Here is a 19767-nt window from a genome sequence, read left to right as displayed (position 1 = left end):
AAACGGGGAGGGAAAAGCGATGTCATTGGTTACCGAAGTTGCTGCTGCAGAAAGCCAACGCGCATTGGCGCATTTTTCTGCCATGCTGGAATGGGAGACCGACTGCTGGGATGTGCACGATGCGCTGAGTCGTGGGAAACAGGATTTTGTCTTACTGGACGTGCGCAGTCATGCGTTGTACGCGGCTGGCCATATCAATGGGGCAATTAGTTTGCCACATGGAAAAATTGTAGCTACGACCATGAAAAACTATGCAGCTGAAACTTTATTCGTGGTCTATTGCGCGGGTCCGCATTGCAATGGCGCAATACGTGCAGCGATCCGGCTGTCAGGTCTGGGTTTGCCAGTCAAAACCATGCCTGGCGGCGTGACTGGCTGGCTAGACGAGGGTTTCTCACTGATTTCAGACGTCGCCTGAAAGGATGTTGCTTCAATGGTTTGAGCGGGGTGAGCTGAACGAGGCAGTGTCACGCATTTCTGCGCTGCTTCTATGTCCGCGTATTTGATTTATAATGCCCGATGTCGTGTATGAAAGTACACATCCGTAAGCGTTTAACGTCAAGCAACGCGCCCACTGTTACCGGCCAGAACCGGTGCAGTCGCTATGCTTATTTGGCTTAGCGGGCGCTGGTCTGGCCGCTTATGGAAACTATTAATATGCAATTACATACCTCAAACACCATTTTCGGATTGCCTAAATTACCGGCGCGCTATGCGTCTCTGGTGATGCCATTCCTATTGTCTATCTTGATGACTTGTGTGGTATCGGGAGTCAGCACTTTGCGCAGTCTGGGCTGGTCGTCCAGCTTTTTGCATGTCTGGTTGAGTGCCTGGGCCATTTCCTGGATGTTCGCATTTCCCACCTTGCTCATCGCTTTGCCTGTGGTGAGGAAGTTGACGGCCTGCCTGGTTCGATCCGCTTAATCTCTGTTCGATACAACAAAAAAGCCAGCGTTTGCTGGCTTTTTTGTCGCCTCAATCAGGCTTTAATCATATTCATTACACCGGTAATCATTTGCTTGCTCAGCAGAGGGAGGTTGTTCTTTTCCAAAGTCAGCCAACGTATCATCACGCGATGGCAGGCGCCCATCATCAAGTCTTGCAACACGACGGGGTCAATTTTTTTGGTAATGACACCAGCCTTCTGACCACGTTTAATGGTGGCATGACCCGCCAGATTCACGCGCAGCTGTAGGAAATGTCGTTTGCTGACCCAGTAAGTTTGCGGAATGTTTAAAAATACAATACTGGCAATATTTGGATTTTTGCCGAAAAACTGGACCCAGGCTTCCAGAAAAGCACGTATTTGCTGATCGGCAGAACGTGGGCGGCGTGCAGCTGCTAAGGCTAATTCATTTAACTTTTCGATGTCCTGTCTTACGCAGGCATACAGCATTTCTTCTTTACTGCCGAAGTATTTATATATCGTTTGTGGGCTGACTCTGGCTTTTTTGCAAATTTCGCGTATGCCAACGTCGTTAAATGAATTTTTTGCAAACATCGTCAATATCGTACGACGTAAGTTTTCTAAGGTGGCGGCGTCAATGACGCGTCTATCGTTCTTCATTAGCGTAGATATGCAAATTGTGCGTTAAATGGAGTAACTGATCGTAATAACAAAGAAAGCATGTGGGACGGAGTGCAAAAAAAATCATGGATCATAATAGAGTTTCTTGTTGCCCGTGCCCGGATTGCTGTTTTTATTCTTCGTTAATAAATAATTTAGAATTAGATAATATAGAAAAAACAGCTGTTTGCGTACAACTAGTGGCTGAGTTCGCACAAAAAGCGAAGTTGTCCTGAGACAAAACAAAGTATGCATTAAACGACGTTTTGGCGCTAATTTTTCCTATTTTCAGGTAACAATAAGTAACGTCAGTTTTCGAATTGCAAGCAATGGCGGATAAAGCCGCTAACAACGTCTTACCAGCCATGGCGTGCTGCTGTCAGAAATGCTCATCACCTTAAGGGGAAAGTGAGTGCCAGATTTCATTTAAATGTATCAATTTGCAAATGGACAGGTACAGATCGACTACTTTATGTGACAATCATCGTTGAACTAAAGTCAGAATCGTGCTGGCTGCGCGATAGCTTACTGTCCGGCATCCTTGGGGGATGCTCATCCAGTGCGCCTGGCTCACTACTGACCTGTTATTGGCCTATGACTGGCCTAACAATGGCTTCAGTCTGACATAACCATCTTTCCGGACATTAGGGCTTTTAAGATTTACATACGGCGTATACATTGAACATGCAGCTTGTGCATGGATAGTCAAAGATGCATACCGGTTCAAATACAGAGCATCCGTAACCGCAGCTTGCCTGGTACGCGTCTGCTTCTGAAACCCGAAGTGAGCACCATATCCCTGCCCAGCGCTTTATACTCACCACAAAGTGCTTACACTCAGCATGTGGCGTGCGAAGCTTTGCAAGGAGCTCGCTTTCATTTGTACTTAGTTTTCATGTCATGTTATCCGGCCCCCGGGCGTTTGCCTTGTCTTTGTAATCCTCAGTATTGCAAAGTAGTGTAGGTGAAGTGCTTTTTTGGGAAAGAGAGAACAATTTGGGATTTCAGAAACACAATCCGATCACCGCATTCTGGCATTATCTGCTGATCGCTGTCGCACTCGCATGTCTGCTAGCGCTTGGCTGCTATTTGTTGGATAGACCACAATCTGGTTCCACATTCTTGCTATACCTGTTGTTGCTGCCAACAGGATTGGTATTGATCTTGACTGCTTACTGGCGTTGGGACCTCAGCCGAGGTTTTGCGGATATAGAAGCCCAGCGTTGTCACGATGCTGCTGAGCTGGCCCTGTTGCAGGAACGGGCAGACAGTTTGACCAAAGCGCTGGATCTCAGTAATCAGCGCCTGATTGAGGCCTTGCAACAAATAGATCAGATGCGCCATCAGTTCATAGAAAATGAGCGCTATCTGATGCTCGACGCGCTGGTGCATGGCGTGGCCAGTGAGCTGGTATCACCCGTCAGTAACCTGGTGCTGCTGAATTCGACATTGGCGGACGCCTCCGTTCAGCTCAGAAAATTAGCGGAGGGGGAAGTCACGCGCAGTGGTTTGCGCAATATCTCGGCGCAGTTTCAACAGGGCACCAGCATGCTCAGTCTGAATTTGCAAAGGGTCGATGATCTGATGTCCAGCGTTAAACAGTTGGTGTCGGGGCAGCGTAACAGCGAGAAGCGTGAGTTTTCCCTGCAGACTTTGCTGGATGAAAGCTGTGCGGCGTTACAGAGCCGGGTCCGGTTGTCTAATCATGTGATGCTGGTCGATGTGGAATATGGCATTGTGATGAATTCCCATCCGGGCGCAATTACGCAACTGGTACTCAATCTGTTCAATAACGCATTCGTACATGCTTTAGAGGGCGTAGAAAAGGGTCTGATCAGCCTTCAAGCCAGTAAAGCCGATGAGGGCACAGTTAAAATCATTTTTTCGGATAATGGCAACGGTATCGATGACAGTTTGCTTAAAGAGATACTGCAGCCGATGTTGCTCAGGAAAATGGGAAAAGCTGACAGCGGGCTGGGCTTGCATGTATGCCAGCACTTAGTCAGTTTTGTGCTTGGTGGGCGTATGCTGGTAGAAAGCAAAAGAGGTCAGGGCACAACGATCACCATGTATTTGCCGCTGGAAGCGCCAGATGTGGCCACTAATACCATCAAGATCGGCGTACCGAAAGATGTGTACGATGACTGGCAAATGATACAGCAGCAGGGGCAAGCGGAGTATGCTGCTTTCCAGGCCCACGAGAGGCTAAGGCGTGACTTGGTGGAGCTGTACTTTCTGATGCAAGCCTTGCGTACGTGCTGGTCTGGCGCAGAAACCGTGCTGTTGCCTGTCACAGACTATGCGACCGGATTGCGTATGCTGCAGACGGGGCAGCTTTCCGCCCTGGGAACGACAGTATGGCAAATGGATGCATGCGCCATCGCAAGTGATGTGCTGCTGTCAGCACCGGTCATCACGGAAGAGCAATCTCTGGTTGGGATTTATACTTTACTTGGGAATGAAATGGCCTTACGTTGCCGCAAAAAAGAAGATTTGCGTGATTTACGTTTTGTGTGCAGTAAGGATTGGAGCGTGGACTGGACGACCTTGCAACATCTTGGCGTGAAGCATTGCCTGGATATGAAAAACTGGCATGAAATGGTGCTCATGCTGGCCGAAGGTGAGGTCGATGCGATCCTGGCACCTTTTTCCATGCGTGATGATCTGGCGCTGCTGGTCGACGGACATGTTTTTGTCCCGTTGCCAGGGATACGGGTCGCGCTGCGTGGCAGTCGTCATTTCGCGCTGAGTCCCGTCGAATATGGTCCGCAACTGGTGGAGAAAGTAATGCCAGCCATACTGGCCCAGGTTGAGGGAGGGCAGTTTGCGGCCGCCTTGCTGGAATGTGGTTATTTGAATCAGGCCACCAGTGCTTGGGAAATTTGGTAATGCTAAGTCATGGCGTAATGTGCAAACTGCGCTGAAAAATCTTCATCGTTCACTTGAAAATTCTCTCAGATGCCAAATTCTGGGCAGCTTTTGTGCGTGAGCGGTCAGTTTTTTTCCTGCTTTGAGCAAGTTTTGAGGCTCAGCGCCTGGAATGCTGGATGATTGGTACGACCAATTTTCAGTTGGGGCTTAATGACACGATATCTGAGCATCTTCATCTTGCCGGAAATAGCGCCGTACAAAATCGATATGGGTGTGCATGGCGGTTCTGGCTTCTTCCGGATGACCATCACAAATTGCATCTGCAAAGGCCTGATGTTGCTGCATCAGCTGCGCCGAAATCACCGGATCTTGCTCCCGCATGCCAACACCGTTGACGGTGATATGTTCACGTAACATGCTGATGATACTGGTCTGTAAATGCAGGAACATCACATTGTGCGAAGCCATCGCAATCGCTTCATGCAGTTGCGCGTCGGCATCCGATTCAGCCACCGTATCTTGCTGTTCATGCGCAGTTTTCAGGGCCTGCATCAGACTACGGATTTTTTGTTTGTCGGTGTCGGTGGCGCGCTGTGCCGCGAAGTAAGCTGTCGCTCCCTCTAAGACGCGTCGGAATTCCAGAATGTCTGAGCGCAATGCAGGATGATCGCTGACTAATTGTGCCCAGGGTGAGGGCAGATGGCTGCGCAATTGTTCACTCACAAACACACCGGCACCGGGTTTAACGCGTAACAGACCGCGTGCAGCCAGCCGCTGTATCGCTTCGCGTACCGTATTGCGCGATACCGCATATTGCCCGGCCAGCTGGCGCTCAGGCGCTAAACGGCTGCCGGCGGGCAGGCTGCCATCAAGCAGCGCACTCTCCAGCTTACGCATTACTTCTTCCACCCGGCCTCTGCTGCTCGTCGTCATCTTGTGTCCCGTAGTAATTGGTCCTACCAATTTGGTGTTCTGTCAGGTCGCTGAGATTATACGCAAAACCTTTAAAAAAAAATCTTATCCATGTTTGACTCATCAGCAGCCGGAGACCCGCGTGCAAAGCAGAATCTATCCCAAGCGATCTGAACACGTCTACCTGTTCGTTACCTGTCTGGTCGATATGTTCGTGCCCGAGGCGGGCATGGATGCCGTACGGCTGTTAGAGCGTGAAGGCATTACAGTTCACTATCCGGAGCAGCAAAGCTGTTGTGGCCAGCCCGCTTACAGCAGTGGCAATCCGGATCAGGCACGTGCCGTGGCCGCTGCCCAGATGGCCTTGTTCACTGAAGACTGGCCGGTCATTGTTCCTTCCGGCTCCTGTGCTGGCATGATGCGTCATCACTGGGTACGGCTGTTTGGGGATGATGCGCAACAGGCGCAACGAGCAGCCGATTTGTCTGAACGGGTGTTTGAACTCACGGAATATCTGCAGCAGGTATTACAGCTGGATTTCGCGCAGCTGGCGCAGGCCAATACCCAGACGGAACGCGTTGCTTTGCATACTTCCTGCGGCGCACGGCGTGAGATGGGCACGCGCCAACACGGCGTGGCAACACTGGCGCAACTACCCGCAGTGACGCTGGCTGAGCATCAGCGTGAATCCGAATGCTGTGGCTTTGGCGGTACATTTTCACTCAAACATCCGGCCATTTCCGGCGCGATGGTGATGGATAAACTGGCCGCCTTGCGCGCTACTTCCTGTCAGGGTGTGGTCACCGCCGATTGTGGCTGCCTCTTGAATCTGCGTCATGCCGCTGAATACCAGCAGCAGCCAGTCCGTATCGAACATATGGCGAGTTTTTTATGGCGCCGTACCAATGCAGCCGATGCAGCGCAAACCGATTTGCCGTCCGCCCAACCCGCAGGAGAGCCCGTATGAGCGCCGCACGCGAGCTGATTTTGCAGCGTTTGCGAACTGCCGCATTGCAGAGTGCGCCTGCGGCACCGGTGGCGCAACTGGATGCCCGCATCCAGCAACACTTTCAAGCCAAAAAACGGCCAGCAGCCGCATATTTGCTCAGTGAAATGCAAAAACAGCTGGAGCTGCTGCATGCCGAAGTGCTGTGCTGCAAAGAGGCCGACTGGTCAGCCCGGCTGGCCCAAAAGTTAACTGCGACGACAGTCAGACGCGTGCTGACCCATACCTCGCATCCTGCGAGTCAGGCCTTGCAAGCCTGTTTGCCGGATCAGATAGCGCTGATGAACTTTGACCAGTCTATAGAACACTGGAAGCAGGCTTTGTTTGAACAGATCGACGCCGGATTCACTGTGGTACGTTCCGGTATCGCCAGTACCGGCACCCTGATCCTTGCGGCTGCACCGGATATGCCGCGCACGATGTCACTGGTGCCGCCGCTGCATATCGCGCTGCTGTACGCGAGTCAGTTACATGCCGATCTCTACACCGCCTGTCAGGCTGAAGGCTGGGCGCTGGGTATGCCCAGCAATCTGGTGATGATTTCCGGCCCATCCAAAACCTCCGATATTCAGCAAACCCTGGCCTATGGCGCGCATGGCCCGCGTGCACTGTGGGTGGTTTTGATCGATGACTTTGCCGACGACCGTGCTGATCAGGTCGCCGCTGAGCCGCTCGATACGCTGGCTTAAGGAGCACAAGATGAAAAACCAGGTTCAGCCTTTACAGTTTGTTGCCCCCGCCGATTTCCAGGCGCGCAGCAAAGCGGCAGTGAATGATCCTAAGCTGCGTCAAAGCTTTCGTGGCGCGATGGATTTTTTACAGAATAAACGCAGTGTGCAATTTCCGGATCAAAGTGAACTGGAACAATTACGCGATCTGGGCGAAGCGATACGCCAGCACGCGCTGGCACGCCTGCCCGATTTGCTGGTAGAGCTAGAACTCAAGCTGACGCAGGCTGGCGTGCAAGTGCACTGGGCGCAGAATGCAGAGGAAGCGAATCAGTTGATTTTGCAGATCGCGCGTCAACAACAGGCTATCCGTGTGATCAAGGGCAAGTCCATGGTCAGTGAAGAAATTGAAATGAACCATGCGCTGGAACAGCATGGCATCCAGTGTCTGGAATCTGACATGGGGGAATACATCGTGCAGATGGCCGATGAAAAACCTTCGCATATCGTGATGCCCGCGATCCACAAAACCAAACAGGATATTGGTGAATTATTTGCCGAACATATTCCTGATACACCTTATAGCGACGATGTCGATACACTGATCCAGACTGGCCGCCGTGCGCTGCGTCAGGCTTTTGTTGACGCCGATATTGGTATTTCAGGCGTGAATTTCGCCGCTGCTGATACCGGGACCTTGTGGTTGGTTGAGAATGAAGGCAATGGCCGCTTATCCACTACTGTACCGGACACGCATATCGCCTTGATGGGCATAGAAAAAGTAGTGGAAAAACTGGAGCACATCGTGCCCTTGTCCAGCCTGCTGACGCGTTCTGCAACGGGGCAGGCGATCACCACTTACTTCAATCTGATTTCGGGTCCGCGCCGCGCCGGCGAAAAAGATGGTCCGCGCCAGATGCACCTGATCCTGCTCGACCATGGCCGGACTCAGGCTTACACCGATCAGCAATTACGCAGCACGCTGCAATGCATACGCTGCGGTGCCTGCATGAACCATTGCCCGGTGTATGCGCGTATCGGTGGTCATGCCTATGGCACCACTTATCCGGGGCCGATAGGGAAAATTATTTCACCGCATTTGCTGGGGCTGGACAGTACTGCCGATCTGGCTACCGCCTCCTCATTGTGTGGCGCCTGCGCAGAAGTGTGTCCGGTCCGGATACCGATTCCTGAGTTACTGGTACGCCTGCGCACCGAGGCGAACCGCCATCCGCAAGAGCAAGTTGCGCATCCTTTAAAAGGGCAGGGCGCACATTTTTCGCAAAGCGAAAAAATGATCTGGAAATTCTGGAGTGGTGCTTATGCCACGCCGAAGTTATACCGCAGCTTCCGCTGGATGGTGACGCGCTTCAGACATCTGACACCGACCACACAGATGGGCTGGACTGCACACCGCACCCCCTTAAAACCGGCCCCGCGCAGCTTTTCCGAATTGCTCAAAGACAAAGGGAAAACCGACTGAGCCGGGCCTGACACTGTTTCGTTGTAAACCACTACATTCAATTTAATAAATGCATATTGGAGGAGACCAGAATGCAAGTTTGGAATCAGATTTACACGCCCTTAGGGAGCCTGGGTTTATCGGCGCTGGTCGCCAGTATTCCTATCCTTTTTTTCTTTGTAGCACTGGCCGTGTTTCGCATTAAAGGTCATATTGCTGCTGCCATCACGCTGGCGCTGGCGCTGGCTGTCGCTGTTTTTGAATACGGTATGCCGCTGACTCAGGCACTGGCTGCTGCTGGCTATGGTTTTGCATATGGCTTGTGGCCGATCGCCTGGATCATTATCACCGCAGTGTTCCTGTATAAAATCGTGGTGAAAACCGGTCAGTTCGAAGTAATACGCGCCTCGGTGTTATCGATCACTGACGATCAGCGTTTGCAGATGCTGCTGATCGGCTTTTCGTTTGGTGCTTTTCTGGAGGGGGCAGCGGGCTTTGGGGCTCCAGTCGCGATTACCTCTGCCTTGCTGGTTGGCCTGGGCTTCAATCCCTTATACGCAGCGGGTCTGTGCCTGATCGCTAATACCGCGCCGGTGGCATTTGGTGCGATGGGGATACCGATTATTGTGGCAGGTCAGGTCACTGGGATCGACCCCTTCCTGATCGGCGCTACTGCTGGTCGTCAATTACCTTTCCTGTCTGTATTCGTCCCTTTCTGGCTGGTATGGATGATGGACGGTTTCAAAGGTGTGCGTGAAACCTGGCCTGCTGCGCTGGTGGTCGGTGGCAGTTTTGCCGTGACCCAATATCTGACCTCGAATTTCATCGGTCCTGAATTACCGGATATTACTTCGGCACTGGTCAGCCTGATCAGCTTAACTGTATTCCTCAAATACTGGAGCCCGGCCAGCGCACGTCAGGTACAGCATGTTGGTGGCGGCGCCGCAGCATTATCTTTACATGGCGGCGCTTCAGCCGGCAATGCGGGCAGTACACGCGAGCAGCGTCGTTCCCCGTATTCCACCGCACAGACTATCCGTGCCTGGGCGCCGTTTGGTTTGCTCACGCTGATCGTTACGATCTGGAGCCTGAAACCCTTCAAAGCCTTGTTTGCCGCCAATGGCGCACTGGCTGGCAGCGTCTTGAAATTTCATGTGCCGTTTTTGGATCAGCTGGTCGTCAAGACTGCGCCTATCGTCGCCAGCCCTAAACCATACGAAGCCATACTCAAGCTTGATCTGTTGTCTGCGGTCGGCACGGCTATCCTGCTGACGTCGATACTGTCCGCCATCTTATTGCGTCTCAAACCACGTGATGCGGTGCTGGCATTTGCGGAAACGGTACTTGAACTCAAGCGTTCGGTCTTGTCCATTGGCCTGGTATTAGGCTTTGCGTTTGTCGCTAACTATTCCGGTATGTCGTCGACGCTGGCGTTGCTGTTGGCCGGTACCGGTGCGGCATTTCCTTTCTTCTCCCCTTTCCTCGGCTGGCTGGGGGTATTCCTGACCGGTTCAGACACATCGTCTAACGCCTTGTTTTGCTCACTGCAAAACACTACAGCGAGCCAGATTGACGTGTCTAATACCTTGCTGGTCGCTGCAAACACAACTGGCGGCGTGACCGGAAAAATGATTTCACCACAATCCATCGCAGTGGCCTGCGCGGCAACCGGGTTGGTGAATCGTGAGTCGGAATTGTTCCGCTTTACACTGCGTCACAGCCTGTTTTTCGCCTGTGTGATCGGCATCATGACTTGTATTCAGGCCTACCTGATACCAGGCACAATTCCACATTGATGTTCAGGCTCATGCCTCACTTTACAAGGGCTGGAACAAAAAACGCTGTCTGCATCAGGCAGCGTTTTTTTATGCTTGACAGACACGCGACGGCGCTGATTTTTAGATGCAAAAACGGCACACGCAGGTGCCGTTCAGATTACAAAGTTTGTTTTTGTCTTACATGCCTAAAGACTTGAGTAACTCATCGTTATCATCGTCAGCTTGGGATGCCACAGCGGGTGCTTTGCTCGTTTCGTGTCCCGATTGCTCATAGTCCAGCAAGGCATCCGGATCCGGTATTTCATGCGCGTCGAAATCATGCAGCTTGATGAATTCGGTACGGTCTATCGCCAGTTCCAGATAGAAGATATTGTTTTTTTCAGTGAAGAAGGAGACGCGGCGCAGCTCCGGCCGGTCCAGTGGTGTATCTACACTCAGCATGACCTGCTTATTCAGCACCAGCATTTTCGGCTGGTTTTGGGTGATATTGGTCTGCAGTTCGCGCCGTATCTTACCTGTGAAATCACCGACGATCTGATTCATCAGTTCGCCCAGAATATTCGCGACTTCATCCGATGTGAAAGAGGTTGCCAGTTCAGATTTGGGCATGCCCATGTTGAGCATGTATTTTTCGTAGATTTCTAATGCAGTCTCGCCGTTGAAATTCAACACGACCAGCCCTGAAAAACCGCCATCAAACAGCACAAAACAGCCAATATCCGGTTTCAGACCGATCTTGGTAATACGCTGCACCATCGCGGAATAATGCACTTTGCTGTGTGTCGCGACATTCAGAACGCGGATGACGGAGTTACATAAACTCGCCAGTAAATCCTCTGTTCCGTAGACGACACTTGTTTCTTCCGGGACCATGGTTAACTCCTTCATTTATTGCTTAAAAATGAACACGCCATTCAACAAAAAGCCTGTGCCCGCCTGTCCATTGTTGATGCGATATCAGCGCCGATGGGTTTGCCTGGCATACAGGAAGTCGTACTGAGTGATGAAGGGTCGTGATCTTGATGCTTTCAGTTGGGGATGACGATTTTCTCAATCATGTTCAGATTACCTGCTTAATGCCCTGACTATTCTTTAGGCTGGTTGTTTGCTTATGCAGAATCTGAAATCTTTTCCAAGAAAAAACTTTCATCCAGATACAGCAAGAATACTGAACGAACGCTGCTGCGTCCACATGTTTAAGCCGTTAGCATGGAATTGACGCAGCGTACGCCTGCTTAGGGGCCATTTGAGTTGCCAAATAGCAACCGATGAGCCGTATCGCCTATCCACTTTGCAGGCGCTCTCCACCTGGTACGGAAATGACTTTTGATCGCCATCTTCCATGGAAGATATTTTATTTGCAATTTTTGTGAGGCGGTGAACACACAATTGTTATATCTAAGTGCGTATTTATTCGTTTTCCTCAGCCCGTATGTTTCTTATGCTTGCTAATCGCAATGTAAAAGTTGCAGCAAAAATTTTGTAAAGATTCAGCAAAGGAGGCGAGCGTATGAGCGCCGTATTACATGATCCCATTTCCCGGGCCGAACAGGATGCGCTCAACAGTGCAGCGCCGCTGATCCTGGCACCGGACGATGGCGTATCACCGCAGCAGGCTTGGACGCTGTTCTCCAGTGGAGCGGCAGTGTTGGTGGATGTGCGTACAACTGAGGAGCGCAGCTTTGTCGGTTATGTGCCTGACAGCCTGCACGTGGCCTGGGCAACTGGTACCAGCCTGACCCGTAATCCGCGTTTTGTGCGCGAACTCGAAGCGAAAGTCGCAAAAGATAAAAAAATCCTGCTTTTATGTCGTAGCGGTAAGCGTTCTGCCCTGGCGGCAGAAGCGGCCAGAAAGGCTGGATTTACTGATGTCCACAATGTGCTCGAAGGCTTCGAGGGTGAGATCAATGCGCAGCATCATCGAGGCACGGAAGATGGCTGGCGCTTCCACGGTTTGCCGTGGATACAAAGCTAAATTTAGCCTGCACAGACGGAGTGAACAGATGAGTGCGAATGCCAGAATCAAGAATATTGTTGCCGTCGATAGTCGTGCTCCGGTATTTGATATAGAACGTGTGGTCAGTGAGTTATCTGCAGTCAGGCAACAATGGCGCGAAGCGCGTCGCCGACCCACGGAGCCCGGTGGCCGCGAGCTGCCGTCGCGCGACGCGGTAGCGCAGATACTGGCTGATTTACGTGGCGCTTTGTTTCCTATGCGATTGGGACCAGTGCAGTTGCGTCAGGAGAGCGAAGACTTTTATGTTGGTCATACGCTGGATTTGGTGCTGCACTCCTTGTATGCGCAAGCCAGACTGGAGCTGCAGTATGCGGCCCGTTATCAGGCGCAGGAGTCTGCGGATGTCGAGCATCTGGCCTTGCAAATTGTACGCAGCTTCTCGCGTGCATTGCCGGAAATCCGGACTTTACTCGATACCGATGTGTTGGCCGCTTATCAGGGCGATCCCGCGGCGCGCAGTGTGGATGAAGTGCTGCTGTGCTATCCCGGCATATTGGCGCTGATACATCATCGTATCGCGCATCAATTGTATCGCTTAGGTTTACCTTTGCTGGCACGCATCGCCGCCGAGCTGGCGCATGCCCAGACCGGTATTGATATCCATCCCGGTGCCAGTATAGGAACCGGCTTTTTTATTGACCACGGTACTGGTGTGGTGATTGGAGAGACTGCCGTGATAGGCGCCAATGTACGCATCTATCAGGCTGTGACCTTGGGCGCTAAACGCTTTCCTACTGATGCAGAGGGTAATCTGCAAAAAGGCCTGCCACGTCATCCCGTTGTCGAAGACGATGTCGTGATTTATGCCGGTGCGACTGTGTTGGGCCGTATCACATTGGGGCGTGGTGCTGTGATCGGCGGTAATGTCTGGATTACCCAGGATGTACCGGCCGGTGCTCATGTGACACAGGCTGGGCCTCAACAGCAAATACAGCAGCAAATACAACATTTTCCTGCCTCTGATACTTGATCAGACGCAGGATTTTTTTTAGCGATTTTGCGTCACCTTCAACCTTGATTTTTCAACCACCTTGATTCCTGGAGCAGATATGGCAGAAGTACCTTCCCCGCAATTAGCACTGAGTGATGATGCAGCACGCCAGTTGGCGAATGCAACGAAAACCGTTCCTAAGCTGTCCACCGTCAGCCCGCGCTGGCTCACACATCTGCTGGAATGGTTGCCGGTCGAAGCGGGTATCTATCGTTTAAATAAGGTAAAAAATCCACGCGATGTGCGGGTGGCCTGTTCCCAGCGTGATGAATCTGAATTGCCACAAACCTTTGTCGATTACGATGAAAAGCCGCGCGAATACTTTTTGAATGCGGTATCCACCGTACTTGATGTGCATACCCGGGTTTCTGATCTGTACAGCAGTCCGCATGACCAGATTAAGGAGCAGTTACGTCTGACGGTAGAAACCATTAAAGAGCGCCAGGAAAGTGAGCTGATCAACAATCCTGATTATGGTCTGCTCGCCAACGTGGCTGAAGAACAGCGCATTTTCCCGCTGACCGGCGCACCTACCCCAGATGATCTGGATGAGTTACTGAGCAAGGTCTGGAAGGAACCCGCATTTTTCCTGACTCACCCGCTGGCGATCGCAGCGTTTGGTCGCGAATGCACACGACGTGGTGTGCCACCGCCTACTGTCAGCCTGTTTGGATCGCAATTCCTGACCTGGCGTGGTATTCCCCTGGTTCCTTCGGACAAAGTTCCGGTGGCCGATGGAAAAACCAAAATTTTGTTGCTGCGCGTCGGAGATAAACGTCAGGGTGTGGTTGGCTTATTCCAGCCAGGTCTGGCCGGAGAGCAGAGCCCGGGCTTATCCGTGCGTTTCATGGGGATCAGCCGCAATGCAATTTCTTCGTATCTGATTTCTCTGTATTGCTCACTCGCGATACAGTCTGACGATGCACTGGCGGTGCTTGACGATGTAGAAATCGGCAAGTTCCATGATTATCCGGATACTTATAAATAAACCCCATGAGTACAGCTCCACTACCTTATAGCAGTGGTTTGCCTGACCCGGCAGCGTTGGCGCAATTGGCAGAACTGGCGAATGACTTTTTCGCCACCTTGCCAAACGGGGAAGTCAGACCAGAGCGCCCAGAGCGCCAGGCAGTAACGGGCAATGCGGGAGCCTTACCCGCACCCGCGTTGCAAGCTGCACCGCGGGGTTTGCCTGAAGCGCTGCCAGCTTCGCCTAAATCAGGGCTGGCGCAGGGCGTGCCGCAAGGCTATGCTGCGGCGCTTCCGGCGATCGGACTACAGCCTGCACATAATCCTGCGCCAGTTAGCAGCCCCTATTATTTTCTGGGTGAAGCCAGCGCCTATCCTTCTGTTGCGGGTGGTCACCGTTTGCCCGACCTGCAAAGTTTTAATACGCCGACAGACCACGATCTGCGTGGTTTGCTGAGCAAGGATGAGCCGGCGCTGCATTCTGGCGGGATCGCGGCAGCTCGTTCGTCTGATCCTGTGCAAGCCTATTACTTTATTGAACCGGCCAGATATCCCGGTCCCAGTGGACATCATGCGGGCGCCGTGCCAAATCTGGCAGCCAGTGCCAGGCCGCCGTTTGATGTGCATGCGATACGCACTGATTTCCCCATTTTGCAGGAAAGAGTGAATGGGCGTCAGCTGGTTTGGTTCGACAATGCTGCGACCACCCAGAAACCGCAATCGGTGATAGACCGTATCGCTTATTTTTACGCGCACGAAAACTCGAATATCCATCGTGCTGCGCACGAACTGGCTGCCCGTGCCACCGATGCGTATGAAGCTGCGCGTAAGAAAGTCACCCGTTTTCTCGGTGCGGCTTCGCCGGAAGAAATTATCTTTGTACGCGGCACCACCGAAGGCATCAATCTGATCGCCAATACCTGGGGGGAGCAGCAGATAGGCAAGGATGATGAAATCATCGTTTCACATCTGGAGCACCACGCCAATATCGTGCCCTGGCAGCAGCTGGCGGCGCGTAAAGGTGCGAAGCTGCGGGTGATACCGGTTGATGACAATGGTCAGGTCATGCTCAGTGAGTTCAGCCGCTTGCTCAATAGCCGCACCAGACTGGTATCCGTTACGCAAGTATCGAATGCGCTGGGCACCGTGGTTCCGGTTGCGCAGATCATAGAACTGGCGCACCAGGCCGGTGCCAAAGTGTTGGTCGATGGCGCGCAATCTGTCTCGCATATACGGGTCAACGTACAAGCGCTGGATGCCGATTTTTTTGTGTTTTCCGGACACAAATTATTTGCCCCAACCGGGATAGGCGTGGTGTATGGCAAGCGTGCCTTGCTGGAAGAAATGCCACCCTGGCAAGGCGGTGGCAATATGATTGCCGATGTGAGCTTTGAACGCACCGTGTATCAACCACCACCAGCGCGTTTTGAGGCGGGAACCGGCAACATCGCTGATGCAGTCGGACTGGGGGCTGCAATTGATTACATCGAGCGTATCGGCATAGAAAACATTGCCCGCTACGAGCATGATTTGCTGGTGTATGCCACCCATGGCATGCAAGCGATACCCGGTGTGCGTCTGGTCGGAACGGCGCAAGATAAAGCCAGCGTCTTGTCGTTTGTGCTGGCTGGATATCAGACCGAGCAAGTCGGTAAAGCGCTCAATGAGGAGGGTATCGCAGTCCGGTCTGGCCACCATTGCGCCCAACCCATACTACGTCGTTTTGGTCTCGAAGCCACCGTGCGGCCTTCGCTGGCGTTCTACAACACCTGCGAGGAAGTGGATCGTCTGGTGGCTGTCGTGGCCAGACTGGCCACCCAAAGAAGGGGGATCTGAGGCCGCGTCTGCATATTAAGCCTAGGTCACTGCGAACTGATCCGTTGTATCTAATGCCTGCCGGGATGATTTTTCGGCGGGTATTTTTTCTTATGCCTGCATGCATTAGTTGATGAAATGAAAAAAATTGATGCTTGTGATTCAAGGGAAGGTGCTTAATTGTTGCGAAATTGGGACGATTTTGTAACCTTATTGTAAAAATTTATATCATATTGATTACAAAAGTATCTTCTCTAAATGTTCTTTTGGCTAATATAGCCTTGAGTGAAAATTTTTTGCCTAAGTTTTGGTTAATTGCTTTCTTTGTGAAAATAAATTGCTCAATTTTCGATCAACTCTCTGGATAACATAAATTATATGAGACACTATAAATCCATTTTATTGACCTCGACAGTAGGGATGCTGGTTGCAGGTTGCGGGGGGGATTCCTCTCTGAGTGAAGTGCTGGCTCAGGCAAAAACTGAAGTCAGTATCGACATATTCGGTGCTAGGGGCAGTACTTTAACTGCCGTCGTCAATGCGACCAATTGCGCGACCGCACCGACAGTCAGTTGGGCTACGGCGGGCGGCGTTAAGCTGGGTAGCGGACTCAGCATACAAGACTCTCAGCCTGATGCTGCTGTGATAGCGACTGCCAACTGCAACGAGGTGAGTGCTTCGCAAACCTTGGCGGCTAACTCTGTCTTTAGTTCCGCGGCAGCGTTTGCAGTCCTTAAATCGGGAAGTCCAATTGCCTGGGGCAATCCGGTCTGGGGGGCCGGCGGTACGTTGTCTGCCAGTCTCACCAATATTACGCAGCTTTATCCTTCTGAGCGTGGGTTTGCCGCCATTTTGCCTGATGCAACGGTGAAAGCTTGGGGCAGTAGTTTTATTGGTATTGCAGATCCTAAACTCGCGTATCCAACTACCGGTGCGATTGCGACCGATCCTTTGACGGATGTTGTGGCGATTATCCCAGGTAAAGTCGCCTATTTTGCAGTCAAAAAAGATGGCACCGTCGCTGCATGGGGACGTGCCCGTGGCATGAAGGGTAACGACGTGATGATGGTGAATCAAGCGTTTGGCTTTAGCCCTACCGTGAAAGCCGCCATGAAAGATGTGCTGACCATCGTCAGCAATGAGGGTTCCTATGCTGCCCTGAAAAAGGATGGTACGGTTGTTACCTTCGGTAAACAAGAGACTGGTGGCGACTCCAGTTATGTGAGCACTATCCTTAAAGACGTCACGCAAATTGTAGGCGGCAATTACGACTTCCTGGCTTTGCGTAAAGATGGCACCGTGGTTAACTGGGGATATGGCTACGGACATACCGGAGATGATCAGTCGGTACCGGTTCCTGAGGTAACAGGCGCAGCAAAATTGTTCATGAACGGCTATACGGGCGTTGCCGTTGATGGCAAAAAAACTGCCACTGCGTTTGGTTATGTCAGTGAGGTCGATTCAGCTGATGCAGGTTCTGTGGCTAAGCTGCTCGTTAATGTTGCGCAGGTTTACTCGACCAATACAGCATTTGCTGCCCTGAAAGAGGACGGTTCAGTTGTCGCCTGGGGTGATGCCATTCGTATGAATGACAGCTTGAATAAGGTTCAGGCCTCTTTGGTCAATGTGAAGTCGATTGTGAATTCTGAATACGCATTCGCAGCATTGAAGCAAGATGGCAGCGTGGTTACATGGGGGGATCCACAAAATGGCGGTGACAGCTCTGCAGTAGCAGCACGTCTGACGAATGTAGTGGCAATTACTGCTAATAAATTTGCATTCGCTGCGTTGAAATCTGACGGTACCGTTGTGACCTGGGGCATGGGTAGCAAAGGTGGCGACAGCGCAGATGTAGCCGCTAAGCTGACCAATATTCGCGCCATTTATGCGACACCTTATGGTGCATTTCTGGCGGTAGCAAAAGATGGTTCCTACGTGACTTGGGGAGATGCTTGGGCAGGTGGCGATAGCAGTTCTGTCGCTGCGAATCTGACTAAAATCCCATTTAGCCAATAATGCTGATCGTTCACGGAACTTAGACATCGGAGACACAATTTATGAAATTAACACTCAAAAAATCGGCATTGATCGTTGCCGCAGCATTCAGTATGGTACTGGTATCTGGTACAACAACAGCGAATGTAACAGCACCAAACAAGGCTCACGCAAATAATGCGCAGTCTGGGCAGGACGAGTATCTGGATCAGATCATTGTGAAGTATCGCAATGACCGTTTTAACGCGGAAGCTTATGCATCCTCCAAAGGTGGCCAGGGTGAATTGCTGAATATGCAGGCGCAACGTTTGTCCAAATTGCAGCAGGCTACGGCTAGCTCTGGTATGGCATTTGAAATTAAACGTCAGTTAGCAACTGGAGCCTGGGTTTATAAAGCAAGCGGCAATCTCAAAACCTCTCAGTTGATTGCCTTGGCCAAGAAGATAGCAGCAAGTGACAGTTCGGTTGAATATGCAGAGCCGGATTACATCATGCGTCGGCTCGCTGTGCCTACCGATCCGTCCTATGCAAGCAAGCAATGGGATATGCAGGAGTCAAGTAAGCAGCCAGGTGGGTTAAACCTTCCAGCGGCATGGGATGTCACCCAGGGTAAAGGTATTGTGGTGGCGGTTGCTGATACCGGCTATGTCCCGCATGAAGATCTGATGGACAATCTCATTCCTGCACAAGGTGGTCAGGCTGGACAGTATGGATACAATTTTATTTCCAGTTATGTGGTCGCACGTTTGCCTAAGCCAACTGTCGGAAGCTCAGTGCGTGGGCCAGACGCGCTGGATATGGGTGACTGGGTCGATGCAAATTCTTCCTGCTTTAAATCGTCTGGCGCATCAGATAGTTCCTGGCATGGGTCCCATGTGGCCGGAACGATAGCTGCCGCTGCGAATAATGGCAAAGGCATCACCGGCGTCGCGCCGATGGCGAAAGTGTTGCCGTTACGCGTATTGGGTCAATGTGGCGGCAGTACCTCAGATATTTCTGATGCAGTCGCATGGTCTGCCGGACTGACAGTTCCTAACATGCCGGTCAATACCAACAAAGCCAATGTGATCAATTTGTCGCTGGGTGGCATTCATGCCTGTAGCAAAACCACAGCCGCTGCCTACAAGGCAGCGATGGATGCTGGAACTATCGTAGTCATCGCAGCAGGCAATGAAGCGATTGATGCCAAGTTGTCCAGTCCGGCAAATTGCCCTGGGGTGATTACAGTTGCATCGACGGATATCAATGGCGCACGTGCTTACTACTCCAACTACGGTGGTACGGTGACGGTTGCAGCTCCTGGCGGTGGTTATACTAAGGCAGAAGATGTCATTTTCTCGACACTGCCAACAGGGAAAACCAGTTACACGGCAATGTCTGCGACGGAAGTGAATGCCTACGGTGGTATGGCAGGTACATCGCAGGCGACACCGCATGTCGCTGGCGTGGTTGCGCTCATGCTTTCTGTCAATCCTAAGCTGACGCAGGCCCAGGTCAAAGATCTGTTGATTAAGACCTCGCGTCGTCCACCTGCAAACTGCCCGGCTTGCGGTGGCGGTATTGTTGATGCGGCAGCGGCAGTGAATGCGGCTAAAGCCAAATAAGTAGCTGCTGATGCGAATTAAACCCGGGAAGTTTCCCGGGTTTTTTTTAAGGGAAGAGGCTGAAAATCTGAGTAATACTGCTGATGCAGATAGATATTGCTAACGCGAGGTC

The 19767-nt window shown here is 51.8% G+C and carries 16 protein-coding genes; 13 read left to right on the top strand and 3 right to left on the bottom strand.

Features of this window, described 5'->3' with window-relative positions:
• The first annotated feature begins 19 nt into the window (after positions 1-19).
• Both H8K47_RS12555 and H8K47_RS12550 read left to right on the top strand, forming a co-directional pair.
• Positions 20-418, top strand: a complete 399-nt coding sequence (locus tag H8K47_RS12555) for a rhodanese-like domain-containing protein (protein ID WP_186881753.1) — start codon at positions 20-22, stop codon at positions 416-418.
• Positions 419-657: 239 nt separating this feature from the next.
• Complete coding sequence (locus tag H8K47_RS12550) at positions 658-924, top strand: DUF2798 domain-containing protein (RefSeq protein ID WP_230410200.1); 267 nt, start codon at positions 658-660, stop codon at positions 922-924.
• Between the two features lie 55 nt (positions 925-979).
• Here the strand turns inward: H8K47_RS12550 and H8K47_RS12545 are convergent, their stop codons facing one another.
• The gene (locus H8K47_RS12545; RefSeq protein ID WP_186881751.1) at positions 980-1567 is read right to left on the bottom strand and encodes a TetR/AcrR family transcriptional regulator; all 588 of its coding nucleotides are present in this window, start codon (positions 1565-1567) and stop codon (positions 980-982) included.
• Between the two features lie 996 nt (positions 1568-2563).
• On the opposite strand from H8K47_RS12545, the gene H8K47_RS12540 reads away from it, so the two are divergent.
• Positions 2564-4456 carry a sensor histidine kinase gene (locus tag H8K47_RS12540; RefSeq protein ID WP_186881750.1) on the top strand — a complete coding sequence of 631 codons (1893 nt, stop codon included), beginning with the start codon at positions 2564-2566 and terminating at the stop codon, positions 4454-4456.
• A 189-nt stretch (positions 4457-4645) separates the two neighbouring features.
• Here H8K47_RS12540 and H8K47_RS12535 read toward each other — a convergent pair whose 3' ends face one another.
• Entirely contained in the window at positions 4646-5371 is a 726-nt protein-coding gene (locus H8K47_RS12535) for a FadR/GntR family transcriptional regulator (RefSeq protein WP_186881749.1), read from the bottom strand.
• Positions 5372-5492: 121 nt separating this feature from the next.
• On the opposite strand from H8K47_RS12535, the gene H8K47_RS12530 reads away from it, so the two are divergent.
• From H8K47_RS12530 to H8K47_RS12515, 4 genes are all read left to right on the top strand, one after another.
• On the top strand, positions 5493-6317 hold the full coding sequence (locus tag H8K47_RS12530; protein ID WP_186881748.1) for a (Fe-S)-binding protein: 825 nt from the start codon (positions 5493-5495) through the stop codon (positions 6315-6317).
• The gene (locus H8K47_RS12525; RefSeq protein WP_186881747.1) at positions 6314-7045 is read left to right on the top strand and encodes a LutC/YkgG family protein; all 732 of its coding nucleotides are present in this window, start codon (positions 6314-6316) and stop codon (positions 7043-7045) included. Before H8K47_RS12530 ends, H8K47_RS12525 begins: the two co-directional genes overlap by 4 nt.
• Before the next feature lie 10 nt (positions 7046-7055).
• Entirely contained in the window at positions 7056-8507 is a 1452-nt protein-coding gene (locus H8K47_RS12520) for a LutB/LldF family L-lactate oxidation iron-sulfur protein (protein ID WP_186881746.1), read from the top strand.
• A gap of 71 nt (positions 8508-8578) precedes the next feature.
• Entirely contained in the window at positions 8579-10282 is a 1704-nt protein-coding gene (locus H8K47_RS12515; RefSeq protein ID WP_186881745.1) for a lactate permease LctP family transporter, read from the top strand.
• A 159-nt stretch (positions 10283-10441) separates the two neighbouring features.
• Here the strand turns inward: H8K47_RS12515 and H8K47_RS12510 are convergent, their stop codons facing one another.
• On the bottom strand, positions 10442-11137 hold the full coding sequence (locus tag H8K47_RS12510; RefSeq protein ID WP_186881770.1) for a DUF3334 family protein: 696 nt from the start codon (positions 11135-11137) through the stop codon (positions 10442-10444).
• A 637-nt stretch (positions 11138-11774) separates the two neighbouring features.
• On the opposite strand from H8K47_RS12510, the gene H8K47_RS12505 reads away from it, so the two are divergent.
• The 6 genes from H8K47_RS12505 (at position 11775) to H8K47_RS12480 (ending at position 19655) form a co-directional block, all read left to right on the top strand.
• A complete protein-coding gene (locus H8K47_RS12505; protein WP_186881744.1) occupies positions 11775-12239 on the top strand; it encodes a rhodanese-like domain-containing protein in 465 nt (154 codons plus the stop codon).
• A gap of 28 nt (positions 12240-12267) precedes the next feature.
• Complete coding sequence (gene epsC, locus H8K47_RS12500; protein ID WP_186881743.1) at positions 12268-13251, top strand: serine O-acetyltransferase EpsC; 984 nt, start codon at positions 12268-12270, stop codon at positions 13249-13251.
• A gap of 79 nt (positions 13252-13330) precedes the next feature.
• On the top strand, positions 13331-14260 hold the full coding sequence (locus tag H8K47_RS12495; RefSeq protein WP_186881742.1) for a family 2A encapsulin nanocompartment shell protein: 930 nt from the start codon (positions 13331-13333) through the stop codon (positions 14258-14260).
• Positions 14261-14265: 5 nt separating this feature from the next.
• Complete coding sequence (locus H8K47_RS12490) at positions 14266-16077, top strand: family 2A encapsulin nanocompartment cargo protein cysteine desulfurase (RefSeq protein ID WP_186881741.1); 1812 nt, start codon at positions 14266-14268, stop codon at positions 16075-16077.
• A gap of 357 nt (positions 16078-16434) precedes the next feature.
• Complete coding sequence (locus tag H8K47_RS12485) at positions 16435-18072, top strand: RCC1 domain-containing protein (RefSeq protein ID WP_186881740.1); 1638 nt, start codon at positions 16435-16437, stop codon at positions 18070-18072.
• 41 nt (positions 18073-18113) lie between these two features.
• Positions 18114-19655, top strand: coding sequence for a S8 family peptidase (locus tag H8K47_RS12480; RefSeq protein ID WP_186881739.1), 1542 nt, complete (start codon positions 18114-18116; stop codon positions 19653-19655).
• Positions 19656-19767 lie beyond the last annotated feature (112 nt).

Source organism: Cognatundibacterium rugosum (genome assembly GCF_014284365.1).
GTDB lineage: Bacteria > Pseudomonadota > Gammaproteobacteria > Burkholderiales > Burkholderiaceae_D > Undibacterium > Undibacterium rugosum.
The sequence above is the reverse complement of the archived record's forward strand: the minus strand, read 5'-3'. Positions and strand labels throughout refer to the sequence as shown.